Origin of the sequence: Mycobacterium sp. Marseille-P9652, from assembly GCF_902652685.1 — a bacterium.
Classification (GTDB): domain Bacteria; phylum Actinomycetota; class Actinomycetes; order Mycobacteriales; family Mycobacteriaceae; genus Mycobacterium.
The window spans coordinates 212,888-225,553 of the sequence record NZ_CACRUY010000002.1 but is presented as its reverse complement, the minus strand read 5'-3'; the positions used below and the strand labels follow the sequence as shown (position 1 = coordinate 225,553).

The 12,666-nt window shown below is 70.1% G+C and carries 10 protein-coding genes and 1 tRNA gene; 5 read left to right on the top strand and 6 right to left on the bottom strand.

All coding sequences use genetic code 11. The features are described from left to right. Nucleotides 1-53 precede the first annotated feature (53 nt). Nucleotides 54-530 carry a single-stranded DNA-binding protein gene (locus GPY60_RS02340; protein ID WP_156685954.1) on the bottom strand — a complete coding sequence of 159 codons (477 nt, stop codon included), beginning with the start codon at nt 528-530 and terminating at the stop codon, nt 54-56. 257 nt (nt 531-787) lie between these two features. On the opposite strand from GPY60_RS02340, the gene GPY60_RS02335 reads away from it, so the two are divergent. Continuing rightward, complete coding sequence (locus GPY60_RS02335) at nt 788-1,033, top strand: type II toxin-antitoxin system Phd/YefM family antitoxin (protein WP_156685953.1); 246 nt, start codon at nt 788-790, stop codon at nt 1,031-1,033. Then, nucleotides 1,030-1,287, top strand: a complete 258-nt coding sequence (locus tag GPY60_RS02330) for a Txe/YoeB family addiction module toxin (RefSeq protein WP_156685952.1) — start codon at nt 1,030-1,032, stop codon at nt 1,285-1,287. The genes GPY60_RS02335 and GPY60_RS02330 overlap by 4 nt, the downstream gene beginning before the upstream one ends. Here the strand turns inward: GPY60_RS02330 and GPY60_RS02325 are convergent. From GPY60_RS02325 to GPY60_RS02305, 5 genes are all read right to left on the bottom strand, one after another. Continuing rightward, nucleotides 1,284-3,350: a cytochrome c oxidase assembly protein gene (locus GPY60_RS02325; protein ID WP_156685951.1), complete on the bottom strand. Its 2,067-nt coding sequence runs from the start codon at nt 3,348-3,350 to the stop codon at nt 1,284-1,286. The genes GPY60_RS02330 and GPY60_RS02325 overlap by 4 nt on opposite strands. A gap of 29 nt (nt 3,351-3,379) precedes the next feature. Next, nucleotides 3,380-5,743, bottom strand: a complete 2,364-nt coding sequence (locus GPY60_RS02320) for a glycerol-3-phosphate 1-O-acyltransferase (RefSeq protein WP_156685950.1) — start codon at nt 5,741-5,743, stop codon at nt 3,380-3,382. After that, on the bottom strand, nt 5,740-7,416 hold the full coding sequence (locus GPY60_RS02315) for an HAD-IB family hydrolase/lysophospholipid acyltransferase family protein (protein ID WP_156685949.1): 1,677 nt from the start codon (nt 7,414-7,416) through the stop codon (nt 5,740-5,742). The genes GPY60_RS02320 and GPY60_RS02315 overlap by 4 nt, the downstream gene beginning before the upstream one ends. After that, nucleotides 7,413-8,876, bottom strand: coding sequence for a WS/DGAT/MGAT family O-acyltransferase (locus GPY60_RS02310; RefSeq protein WP_156685948.1), 1,464 nt, complete (start codon nt 8,874-8,876; stop codon nt 7,413-7,415). The genes GPY60_RS02315 and GPY60_RS02310 overlap by 4 nt, the downstream gene beginning before the upstream one ends. 136 nt (nt 8,877-9,012) lie before the next feature. Continuing rightward, the gene (locus GPY60_RS02305) at nt 9,013-10,260 is read right to left on the bottom strand and encodes an alpha/beta hydrolase (protein WP_156685947.1); all 1,248 of its coding nucleotides are present in this window, start codon (nt 10,258-10,260) and stop codon (nt 9,013-9,015) included. 189 nt (nt 10,261-10,449) lie between these two features. On the opposite strand from GPY60_RS02305, the gene GPY60_RS02300 reads away from it, so the two are divergent. The 3 genes from GPY60_RS02300 (at nt 10,450) to GPY60_RS02290 (ending at nt 12,499) form a co-directional block, all read left to right on the top strand. Further along, nucleotides 10,450-10,523: transfer RNA gene (locus GPY60_RS02300), tRNA-Arg, on the top strand. Between the two features lie 297 nt (nt 10,524-10,820). Next, nucleotides 10,821-12,173 carry a ferredoxin reductase family protein gene (locus GPY60_RS02295; protein WP_197283509.1) on the top strand — a complete coding sequence of 451 codons (1,353 nt, stop codon included), beginning with the start codon at nt 10,821-10,823 and terminating at the stop codon, nt 12,171-12,173. Beyond that, the gene (locus tag GPY60_RS02290; RefSeq protein ID WP_156685945.1) at nt 12,170-12,499 is read left to right on the top strand and encodes a cytochrome b5-like heme/steroid binding domain-containing protein; all 330 of its coding nucleotides are present in this window, start codon (nt 12,170-12,172) and stop codon (nt 12,497-12,499) included. The genes GPY60_RS02295 and GPY60_RS02290 overlap by 4 nt, the downstream gene beginning before the upstream one ends. Nucleotides 12,500-12,666: the final 167 nt, after the last annotated feature.

The window sequence follows — 12,666 nt, the reverse complement described above, 5'->3', positions numbered from 1 at the left end:
GGTGATCTCGTTTAGTGATCTCGCGAACCATCCTAGGCACCGCCGCGAAGCGGCTAGGCCGACAGTGGCAGCCGGTCGCCCTGAGCAGGGTCGGCATCGGCGGCCGGCTCGTCGTCGGTAGCGGCCTGAGGCGTGTCGGCGGCCGGCGGCGCGGGGGTCTCGTCCGGACCCGTGTATCCGGGCTTTTCTATCCTCACGATCGCGCGCGACACGTCCGGTCCCACCGCTGTCGCCCGCATCTCCAGCGACGAGCGGCGGTTCCCGTCGCGGTCCTCGTACTCGCTGGTGTAGACGTGGCCCACCACGATCACCGGGGCGCCCTTGCCCATCGCGGCGCCGACTCCGGTGACGAGCTTTCCCCAGCAGTTCACGTTGATGAACAGCGAGTTGCCCGGCTCCCAGCCGCCGTCGGCGGTGCGCCGCCGGGAGTTGCTGGCCACCCGGAACTTCATGACCTGCTGGCTGCCGACCTGACGGCGCTCTGGGTTGTTGACGATGTGGCCGACCACGGTAAGCGGTGTTTCGAACATGGGCTGATCCCTCTTTTCTCTTTTTCTCTGTCATGGCTCGGTGAACACGTCACCGCCCTGTCGACCGCCATTCAGCTCCCCACCACCGACGGAATGCGGATGAAGCCGAGACCGGGCGCTAAGCCTGTGGACGAAGCGGTGACTGTGGATCGGGCCCGCTTTCCATGCGCACTTTCAAGCAGCCCAAAGCCTTGGGCTTACGCCTCGGGCCGGGCCAAGTGGTACCGTATCTTGTACCACTAGCAAGGAGGTCCTCGGTGGCGATCACGGCAAGCGAGGCGCGCAGGAACCTGTTCCCCCTGATCGAGAAGGTGAACGCCGACCGGACGCCCGTCGAGATCACCTCAAAGGCCGGCCGCGCAGTGCTGATGGCCGCCGAGGACTGGGAAGCCTGGCAGGAGACGGCGTACCTGTTCAGCTCCCCGGCGAACGCCCGCCGGCTCCTCGACGCCGCCGAGGCCTTGGACAAGGGCCACGGAATCCGGGCCGAACTCGCCGAGTGAACATCGTCTTCTCGCCTCAGGCGTGGGAGGACTACCAGCACTGGCAAACCGCTGACCGCGCGGTGCTCAAGCGGATCAACAGGCTCATCGCGGACGCATGCCGGTCGCCGCAGGAGGGCATCGGCAAGCCGGAGCCGTTGAAGTACGGGCTGGTCGGCGCCTGGTCTCGGCGGATCACCCAGGAGCACCGACTCGTCTACCGCGTCGTCGGAAATGACCTGCAGATCCTCCAGGCCAGGTATCACTACACCTAACCGGACGCGGTCTGCTCGTCCTGTTCACGCCGCGCTTCGCCCCGCGCCAGGTGGGCCAGCATCGCGTTGTACGCGGCCAGTTCGGCGTCGTCGTCGCGGTCGGCGGCGCGGTCCAGCCGCCGGGCGGTCCGATTGTCGCTGCGGGCCCACTGCACCAGCAGCGCGAGCATGACGATGACCAGCGGCACCTCGCCCGCCGCCCACGCGATCCCCCCGCCCAGGCGCTGGTCGCCGAGCAGGTCGGTGTGCCAGCTCAGGCCAAGCGATCGGTAATAGGCCGCCCCGAGCACCGTCCGGGTGCCCATCAGGACCACCCCGAAGAACGCGTGCAGGGGCAGCGACGCGAACACGACGCCCACCTTGGCCAGCGGCGGGATCGGACGCGGCGTGGGGTCGACGCCGATGACGATCCAATAGAACACGTACCCGCTGAGCAGGAAGTGGATGTTCATCGCCAGGTGCCCGGCGTGGCTGCTGACCGCGGTGTCGAACAGGTTCGACAGGTAGAGCCCGTAGAAGCCGGCGATGAACAGCACGGTGGCGACCACCGGGTTGGTGATGAACCGCGAGTAGCGGCTGTGCAGCGCGGCCAGCAGCCACTCCCGCATGCCGGGCGGATCGTCGCGACCCGCCGCGGGCAGTGCCCGCAGCGCCAGGCTGACCGGGGCGCCGAGCACCAACAGGATCGGGGCCAGCATCGACAGCCCCATGTGGGCGATCATGTGCACGCTGAACATCGCCGGCATGTAGCGCCCGACGCCCGACGACGTCACGAACAGCAGCGTCAGGCAGCCGAGCAGCCAGGCCGCGGTCCGGCCGGGCGGCCAGCTGTCGCCGCGGCGGCGCAGCCGCACCACGCCGGCCACGTAGAGCGCGGCGAGCACGATGGCGGCCGTCCCGAAGATGAGGTCGAAGCGCCAGTCGAACAGGATGCGCGCGACGGTCGGCGGTCCGTCGAAGTCGTAGCCGATCTCGGCCTCCGGGATGGACGGCAGCCGGTTCGGCGGCGGCGGCGGCGGGGTGCGGCCGAGGCCGACCGCGACGCCGAAGGTGATCCCGAAGATCGCCGCCTCGACCGCGGCGAGCCGGATCAGGACCCGGCGGCCGCCGGCCCCGTCCGATCCCAGGGCGGCGACCGCCGAGCGCCGCTGGCGCCAGCCGAGGACGCCCAGCGCGGACAGCGCGACGATCTTGGCCACCACCAGGCGCCCGTAGGCGGTGGTCAGCAGGTCGGACGGGAAGACGCGCACCAGCGCGTTCACCACGCCGCTGAGCGCCATCGCGACCCAGCACCACAGCGCGAGGGCGGAGAAGCGCCGCGTCGCCAGGCCGAGGTGGTCGCCGGCCCGCAGCGCGTGGGCGAGCAGCGCGAGCAGCCCGCCGGCCCACAGGCTCGCGGCGACGAGGTGGATCAGCAGGGCGTTGGTGCCCAGGTCGTGGGAGCCGCCGGCCGACGAGTGGCCGGTCAGCCCGAGCGGAACCAGCGTGACGATCGACCCGAGCAGCAGCAGGGGCGTCCAGGACCAGCGCAGCACCGGCCTGCTGGCGACCGCGACGACCGCGGCAAGCGCGGCGGTCCAGCGCCACGCCGAGGCCGTGTTGACCAGGCCGGCGAGCGACCAGAGCTGCGCCGGATTGAGGTGGTCGACCAGTCGCTGACCGGAGACGTCGGAGATGGTCAGGGGGACCAGCAGGGCGGCGCACACGGCCCACGCCCCCGACGCCACCGTGCCCAGCCGCAGCGCGCGGTAGCCGCCCGCGTCGAGGATTCCGTTGCGTTGCGGGGGCACCAGGAAGGCCGCGAAGAGGAACGACCCCACCGCCAGCACCGCGGCGATCTCCCCGGCGGCGCGGACGAACGGCAGCCCCAGCGTGGTGACCGGCCCCGGGTTGGGCAGGCCGGTGGCGGTCAGCGCGTCGGCCAGGGACAGCGAACCCAGGCCGGCCGCGGTGCAGCCGGCCAGCACGGCGACGCCGGTGAGCAGCGGCCACACGGGCGCGCGGCGCGCGGCCGGCGCGGTTCGCGCGGCCTCGCCGACATCCGCGGGGCGGGCAACGGTCATGTACCCAGGGTATTGATGGTGGCCGGCGGCTACCGCGCCTGGCCGTCGAGGCGGCGCTGACGTGCCTGCATGTCGCGGCTGACGAACTGCTTGCGGGCGATCCGGCCGATGTAGTCGCAGTCGCGAAGGACGTCCCGCAGCTCCCGCTTGAAGGCGTCCCGCCGTTCGGCGAGGTCGTCGGCGGGCGCGATCAGGTCCTGGTCGGCGACCACCTGGTAGGCGGTGGCGAACAGCAGCGTGGAGACCGACTCGCTGCTGCGGACCCGGGTCTGCGCCACGTACTGGCGGCCGACCCCGAGCGCCGACTTCGTCAGCTCCTTCTGGCCGACGTCCGGCGGGGCGTCGCGCAGCACGTCGGCGACGATCTCGTACGCCTCGAAGAACACGCGCAGCATGGCGTCGGACATCAGCGGGCGCTTGGCGAACAGCAACTCGTCGATCTCGGCGCCACCGGCGGCCACGTGGGTTTCCCAGTCGTCGTGCCACGCCATCTCCTCGGCGATGTTCTCGCGGAACGAGGCCGAGTCGGCGAAGTAGAAGTCGAACTTGAGCAGGTCGCGCAGGCGCATGGCCTGGGCCCAGAACGCCTCCATGCGGTCGCCCTCGGCGTCCCGGGCGTGCGCGAGCGCCAGTTCGACGATCGAGGTCTCCAGGAACGCGTGGATCACCGAATTGCGGTAGAAGGCCGCCGCGTGCTGCTCCTCCGGGGCGATGAGCCACACCGGTTCGCGGCCGCCGTCCACCCGGGTGATCGGGTGGCCGTTGGACAGCGCGTCGACCGCGGCGCGCACGCCGTCGCGCGTGCGCAGCCGCAGCGCGCTCGTCGACATCGGGATCTGCTTGCGCTCGAGGTAGTCCAGCGAGTCCTGCAGGGTGTGGTGCAGCTGGTCGAGCGTCAGCGCCGCACCCCGCGTCGTCAGCAACAGCGCGCACACCAGACCCGTCGCCGTCACCGGCGTCGACTGCAGGATGCGCCACGCGACCTCGAACGACATCTTCTGCAGCGCAAGACGTTTCGCGTCCGGGTCCTGGGCGAGCGATCCGTGCGGCGGGCCGAGGTACTGGCGCATCGACACGGCCTCGGGGAAGCGGACGTAGATCTTGCCGTAGTTGCGCTCCCCCTGCGCCCTGATGAAGTTGTACAGCCAACCCAGGCCCTCGGGCGTCTTCTCGCCGCCGCGGGCGTAGGCGGCGTACTCGGCGGTCTCGTGCAGCTGGTCGAAGCTGATCGACACCGGCTGCAGCAGGATGTCCTCGCTGCGCGCGTCCAGGTAGGCGTCCGCCACGTAGGCCAGCAGACCGAGCTTGGGCGGCAGCATCTTTCCGGTGCGCGACCGCGTCCCCTCGATGGACCAGCTGAGGTTGAACCGCTTCTCGACGATGTAGCCGACGTATTCGCGCAGCACGTACTTGTAGAGCGCGTTGTCGCCGATGTTGCGGCGGATGAAGATGGTGCCGGCACGGCGCAGCAGCGGTCCCATCACACCGAACGACAGGTTGATGCCGGCGAAGACGTGCACGGGGGGCAGGCGGTTCTCCTGCATCGCGACCGGCACCACCGCGCCGTCGATGTAGGAGCGGTGCGAGAACAGCAGCACGGCCGGGTGGGATTCGAGGGCGGCCCGCAACGCCGCGACCTGGTACTCGTCGTAGTCGATCTCCGGGTCGAAGCCGCGGCTGAGCGCCCGGCCGAGCACGCCGACCAGGTCGACGGACACGCGGCTCCAGCCGGTGGAGAGCTCGTCGAGCATCTTGCCGGCTTCCTCGACCGTGGCGCCGGGGATCTTCCTCAGGCCGGCCCGAAACCGCGCGGACGCCAGGATCTCCGGCTTGACCAGCCGCGGCGACTTGTACTGCGGCCCGAGGATGCGGTACTCCACCCGCTCCATCGCGAGGATGGCGCGCCGGATGACGAACTGCGCGAAGTCGCTCTTGTCCTGGCCGACGGTAAGGTCGCGCCACTGCTGGCGCAGTTCGGACACCTTGGCCGGCTCCCCGGCGACCACGCGGGCGCGCTCGGGGGCGCTGCGCACGATCTGCCGCTGCTGCCGCTCGTTGGGGTTGTAGGGATCGCGGCCGGGCAGCAGGCCGGCGACCTTGGCGACCCGGCCGCGGTCCGGGGCCGGCAGCCAGAACACCCGGACGGGGACGATCGAGCGGTCCTCCCCGTGTTCGGCGTCGCACACCAGCCGCGCCGCGAGGGCGGTCAGCGCCTCCGGCGGCGCGTCGGGCGGCGGGAGCTCGAGCACCTCGAACGTCGCGTCCGGGTGGGCGACGCGCTGCCGGTCCAGCCACGCCAGGACGAGCTCCCTTTCGACCGGCGAGGTCATCGACGCCAGCACCAGCGAGTCCTGCGCGGTGAGGACTGCGCTGGCGTCCGCGGCGAGCGTCACGGCCGCCCTTGGGGGCCGGCCCCGTCGGTGTCCGGCTTCGGCTTGGCCGGCGCCTTCTTGGCCGCCGTCTTCTTGGCGGGCGCCTTCTTGGCCGCCGTCTTCTTGGCGGGGGCCTTCTTGGCGGCGGCCTTGGCCGGCGCCTTCCGCGCGGCCGCCTTGGCGCTGCCCGCCGCCTTCTTCTCGGCGTACAGGTCCACCTCGGGCAGCTCGTCGACCGGCCAGTTGGCCAGCGTGTCCAGGTAGAGCTGGCGGATCTCGGCGATGCGGTCCGACAGCGTGTCCAGCGTCCAGTCCCGCACCGAGATGGGCGGGAACACGGCGACGTCGACGGTGCCCGGGTTGATCGTGCTGGAGTTGCGGGCGGCGACGATCTCCGCGTTGCGGATGACGATCGGCACGATGGGGATGCCCACGGCCATCGCGATCCGGAACGCGCCCTTCTTGAACGGCCCGACCTCGGTGGTGTCCACCCGGGTGCCCTCGGGGGCGATCACGATGGAAAGCCCCTTGCGGGCGAGCTCCTCCACCTGGTGCAGCGACTCCACGGCGGAGGCCGGGTCGTCGCGGTCGATGAACGCGGCGTCCATCGCCCTGCCGATGGTCCCCATGATCGGGTCCTTGGCGAGTTCCTTCTTGCCGACGGCGGTCCAGTTGTCGCGCACCAGGGCGCCGGTGATGATCGGGTCGACCTGGTTGCGGTGGTTGAAGATGAACACCGCCGGGCGCTGCGCCGTCAGGTTCTCCTCGCCGATGACGTTCAGCTGCACGCCGGTGATCGCCAGCGACAGCTGGGAGAACGTCGAGGTGAAGAAGTTGACGCCGCGCCGCCGGCTGCGCGTCAGCACGCCGATGCCCAGCGCGCCGGCCGCGACCGGGAACATCGAGCCCAGGCCGGCCACTGTCCGGATCTGCCGGCGCAGGCCGACCGGGCCGCGGCTGTTGAACCGCAGGATCGGCCAGCCGCGGCGCTTGGCTACGGCGGCCATCTTGCCCTCGGGGTTCGTCGGGCGCGGGTTCCCGACCAGGTACATCAGGGCGACGTCCTCGTCGCCGTCGGCGTAGAAGTAGCTGTCCTTGAGGTCGATGTCGTGCTCGGCCGCAAACCGTTGCACCGCAGCCGCTTTCCCGGGCCCCCACAGGATCGGCTTCTCCACGCCGCCGGTCAGCAGGCCGTCCTCGGTGGTCTCGAACTTGTTGGTGAGCATGTTGGAGATGCCGAGGAAGCGCGCCACCGGGTTGACCTGGATCGTCAGCGCCGACGAGCTGAGCACGACGGTGTGGCCCCGCGCGACGTGGGCGCGCACCAGCTCGCGCATCTCCGGATAGATGCGCGACTCGATGCGCTGCACGAACAGCCGCTCCCCGATCTCCTCCAGGTCGTCGATCAACCGCCCGGCCAGCGCCGCGGCGGCCTTGCCGATCAGGTCCTCGAACTCGATGCGCCCCAGGGTGTGGCTGAGGCCGGCCTGGATCATGCTGAGCAGCTCGCCGACGCCCATGTCGCGGCGCCGCAGGCGCTCCTGGGTGAGGATGACGGCGGTGAAGCCGGCCACCAGCGTCCCGTCGAGGTCGAAGAACGCGCCGATCTTGGGTCCCGGCGGGCTGGCCATGATCTCGGCGACCGAGCCCGGCAGCCGCATGTCGGTGGGCTGCGGTTCGCCGGAGGCGGTCATGAGCTTGCCGCCGACCGTGCAGAGGGGGCCGGTTCGGCGAACGACGCGGGCACCGCGCGGGGCGGCGGGTCGCCGGCGAGCGCCAGGATTTCGTTGAAGCCGTCCAGCAGGCACTGGGCGAACAGCGGTTCGTTGCGCACCGACGCCCGGTCGTAGCGAACCGTGATGGTGCACCAGCCGCCGCGGGAGATCAGCACCACCATCATCGCCACCCCCGGCAGCGGGCCGATGCCGTACTGCCGCAGCACTTTGGCGCCGGCGATGTACGTGTCGCCCGGGTAGACGGGGACGTTGCTGGCCTGCACGTCCGAACCGATCACCGACCCGGTGATCCCTTCCAGGATCGCGGTCGGCAACACGCTGAGCACCGGTGCGATCGATCCGATGATGTTCATCGCCGGCTCGTCGCGGCGCTGCGTCATCTGGGCCCGGATCTTCTTCATCCGGGAGACCGGGTCGTTCGTGCCGATCGGCGCCGCCAGGTTGACGCCGGTGAACCTGTTGCCGCCGGCCGTGTCGGCGTCGGCGCGCAGGTTGACCGGGACGGCCATCGGCAGCGTGCTGATCGGCACGCCCAGCGCGTCGTGGTAGCGGCGCAGCGCACCGCACAGGCCCGCGAGGTAGGCGTCGTTGATCGATCCGCCGCCGGCTTTCGCGGCCTTGTGCAGGTCGGAAAGCTTGATGTCGATCGCCTCGGTCCGGGTCGCGAGGCTGCGCCGGCGCAGCAGCGGGGACGGCTCGGCCGCCCGGTTCATGACCCGCATCCCCGACATGGCGTAGCCGACGATCCCCGACACCGTCGACGCCGGTTCGAGGACAGCGCGCCCGGCCACGGACACCGCTCCCGCCAACGCGCCGGCGGCGGTGTTGACGACGGCGATGGGAAGGCGGTTGATGCCCTGCCGCATCAGGTCGTTGGGCGTCAGGTCCTGCGGGATCGGCAGGGGCGGCGCCGGTTTGGCGGGCGGATCGCGCTCCAAGTCGTAGATCTCGGCGAACATCTCGACACCGCCGACGCCGTCGGTCACCGCATGGCTGACGTGGAGCAGCGTGGCGGCCTTGCCGTCGGCAAGACCTTCGACGAGAGTGGCCGTCCACAGCGGCCGGGAGATGTCCATCGGCGACTGCAGGATCACCTCGGCGAGGTCGAACACCTCGCGCAAGGTGCCGGGTTCGGCGACGCGCACGCGGCGCACGTGGAAGTCCAGGTTGAAGTCGGGGTCGACCACCCAGCGGGGCGACGCCGTGGGCAGCGTCGGAACGACGACCTTCTGCCGCAGCCGCAGCACCTTGCGGCTGGCGTTCTCGAACCGGGCCCGGAAGCGGTCCCAGTCCGGCGTGGTGTCGAGCACCTCGAGCGCCATGATCCCCGAGCGAGTGCGCGGGTTCGCCTCGCCGCGGTGCATCAGGTAGTCGACGGGTCCGAGTTCGTCGGACAACGTGATGGCGTCCTCAGTCATGGTGGTCGTTTCGACGCGCCAACCTTGTCACCGTCGCTCACGCCTCCTGCCTCCGGGCCGCCCAATCCAGTCGCCTCCACAACGCTAGTCGGGATGCCGCGTCGGTGAAAGCAGTGGTCGGCTGGGGACCCCCGGCTCAGCTGGCCGAGGTCGCCGGCATCGGCAGCGCGTCCATCAACGAGTAAGTGCGGCGCCCGTAGACGACCCCCAGGAAGTCGGAGACGGCATCGGCGGCCAGGCGGGAACGGACCGTCGGCGTGATGTCGAAAGCGTGGTGAGCGTTGGCCAACTCGGCGTACCCGACCGTGGCGGCGCCGGCCGCGCTCAGCGCCACGCAGAAGGCCCGGCCCTGGCCGCTGGGCACCAATTCGTCCTTGTCACCGTGCAGGACGAAAAACGGCGGGGCATCGCGGTGGACGTAGGTGATGGGCGACGCGGCCCGGAACCGCTCGGGGTGGCGGGCGTAGCGGGCCTTCAGCACGAAGTGCTCGAGGAACGGCAGCATCAGCTCGTGCATGTTGTCGAAGTCGGTGAAGTCGTAGACGCCGTAGTAGGGCACGGCGGCCTGCACCGTCGTGTCGGACCGCTCGAATCCCGGCTGGAACTGCGGGTCGTTCGGGGTGAGCGCGGCCAGCGCGGCCAGGTGCCCGCCCGCGGACCCGCCGGTGATCGCGATGAAGTCCGGGTCGCCGCCGTAGTCGGCGATGTTCTCGCGGACCCATGCGATGGCCCGCTTGACGTCGATGAGATGGGCGGGGAACGCGCATTTCGGGCTCTTGCTGTAGTTGATCGAGACGCAGATCCAGCCGAGCTCGACCATCCGGCTCATCAGCGTGTAGCCTTGGGGCCGTTTGTCGTTGACGGCCCACGCGCCGCCGGGAACCTGGATCAGCACGGGCGCGCGCCGGCCCGGGGCGAGATCGTGGCGCCGCCAGATGTCGAGCAGGTGCTCACGCCCGCCGGGGCCGTAGGAGATGTCCGACGTCTGCGCCGCGTAGCGGCGCCGCGGCCCGGGCCGGTTGAGCAGCCCGCTGCGCGGGGCGCAACCGGACGGGGCGCAGGCCGGGTGGCGCACCTGCTCCCGGAACTCCGGCCCGAGCGACTCCTCGAGGGCGGCGGTGAGCGCGCGGTCCGCCCGCTGGGCGGCCCAGGTCGAGGCGATCCGCCCGATGGACGGGTGCGACACCCGCGCCAGCGCGTGTCCCGTGATGACGTGCGGGGGGAACTCGGTGAGCAGCCAGCCGGCCACCCAGCCGGCGGCGAACGGCGAGCCGCGCAGCAGCAGCGCGCCGGCCCGGTAGGTAGCTCTCGCATCCGAGAGCAAGCGCTGTGCCTCGGTACCCGCTCGCGAGCAGCGCGAAGTCAGGTCAATGGCCACGCTCATAGGTACGCCACCCCTCGACGTCAGGCACACGCTTCGTTGCGGTTAACGGCTAACGTACAGCCGGTGTTCTTGTACGTGTGTCGAGGCTCACACCATAGCCGATAATTGCGGCGGGGGAACACTTTTCGCGCGTGTCGTGTCCGTCGACCCTGAGCACGAGACGGCGTTGGATAGACTGACCAGCGCATTGCCTCCGTAGCTCAGGTGGATAGAGCAAGGGCCTTCTAATCCCTAGGTCGCACGTTCGAGTCGTGCCGGGGGCACTGACCGCATGTGTGACTTCGGCTGATCCGTGACACTCCAGGATGAGGGAGTCGAGCTGTCGGCCACCGCCAGCGTCGGCTTGTCACCGCCGGCGCGCACATGTCAATCGACCCGCAGGCCACCCCGGGGCTAAAGGGCGTTTGGGGCCGTATCGCCCCGCCTGGGTAGACCGCCGTTCCGGCATCCCTCTAGTTTTCGTAATTGAAGCGTGTCAACAGGTCTGCTGCGGAAAGATGCTGACTGAAAAAACGGGCCATCCCGGCCTCGGCTCCCGATCAAGCGTGACGGTACGAGTGATGCAGACGAGCGATGAGACCCCGGCCCAAGAGCGGAGCCTGGGCGGCGGTGATCGGTGGCGCTGGGCGATACCGCTGTGCCTGGCAGCCTTGCTCGGTTTGCTCGTGCTGCTCTGGCTACGCGCACAGCCGCTCAGCAGCCGCGTGGTCGACCTACCGACCGCGCTCAGCGCGCTGGGCTCGCTGGCCGGACTCGCCGGCACGGTACTGCTCGCAGCCGCGATCGTCTTATCCGCCCGCCTGCGCCTGATCGAATCGGCCGCCGGAGGCCTAGACCGGGCCTACCGCCTGCACCACCGCATCGGCAGCCTTGCGTTCGCGCTTGTTGCGCTCCATCCCACGCTGCTGGCGTGGGGCTATGCCCAGTTCTCGTGGAAGCGGGCCGCCCGACTGTGGTCGCCCTTCAACGTCCCCGCGACGCTGATCGCCGGGCAGGTCGCGCTGACCCTCCTGACGGTGGCGATCGTGATCACCCTGTACGTCCGAGTGCGCCATCAGGTGCTGATCTGGCTGCAACGGCTGCTCGGGCTGGCCTTTCTGCCCGCGGCCTACCACGCGCTCTACGTCGGCGGGGATGTGTCCACCAACCCGGCGCTGTGCCGCTTCATGCAGCTGGTCATCGGCGTGGGACTGGCCGCGCTGGTTGTGCACTCCCTGCTCGGGCGTTGGCTGGCCCGGCACTACACCTTCGAAGTCAGCCAGATCACCATGCTGACCGGCAACATCACCGAGGTGCTGCTGCGCCCCGTCCGACGGCCGATGCCGTTTGTTCCGGGCCAGTTTGGCTACCTGCGATTCACGCACCAACCGATCGGCGGCGAGCCCCACCCGTTTTCGATCGCCTCGGCCCCGACGGCGCCGCAGCTCCGGTTCGTGATCAAGGACGTCGGCGACTACACGCACCAGATCGGGGGCGAGGTTCGGCTTGGCGCCCGGGCCGTGGTCGAAGGCGCCTACGGACGCTTCTCGCACCGATTCGTGCGCGGACATCGGCAAGTTTGGATCGCCGGCGGTATCGGCGTCGCGCCGTTTCTGTCCATGGCCGCCTCGCTGCGCGGTGGCGGCTATGACGTCGACCTGTTCTACTGCTACCCCACCCAGGGGCAAGCCCCCTTCCTGGACGAGTTGCTCGCCCGGGCGGCAACGACCCCCGGACTGCGGGTGCATGCCGTCGAAGAGGACCGTGAAGGCTTGCTGACGGCCAAGCAGATCGCCGCCCGCATCGGCTCCTTGCAGGGGCGGGAGTTCTTGCTGTGCGGGCCGGTGGCAATGATGGAAGCCCTGCGCCAGCAGCTGCACCACGAAGGTGTAACGCATGCCCGGATCCATGTGGAGGAGCTGGCCTACCGATGAAATGGCTCGTCGGACTGGTCCTGGGCGCGTTGCTGGCCACGATTGCGGTGACCACAGTGGGCAACACGCGCAATCCTGGGGAGTTTTCGGCGGCCGAGATCGCCACGCATTCCTCGACGACCAGCTGCTGGCTGCTGATCAGCAATCGGGTCTATGACGTCACGACGTATCTGAGACGCCACCCGGGCGGCATCGCGACCGTCACGCCCTGGTGCGGCAAGGAGGCGAGCCAGGCCTTTGCCACTGAGGCGGGCCGCGGCGAGCACTCACCGGCGGCTCATGACCTGTTGCGGGCCTACTGGATCGGAGTACTGGCCAGCCGGTGAGAAGCAACGGTGCGCCGGATGGAGCCGCCGCGAACCGGTGCGGCGCCGCGCCGACGCCGACCCGCTGAAATGCGACCGTTTGGATGCGTCCGCGGCGGGCTACCTATGGCATGACAACTATCGGCAGCCCCTCGCGTCCGGCCGGCGCGGCGGGTGAGCATTGCGGG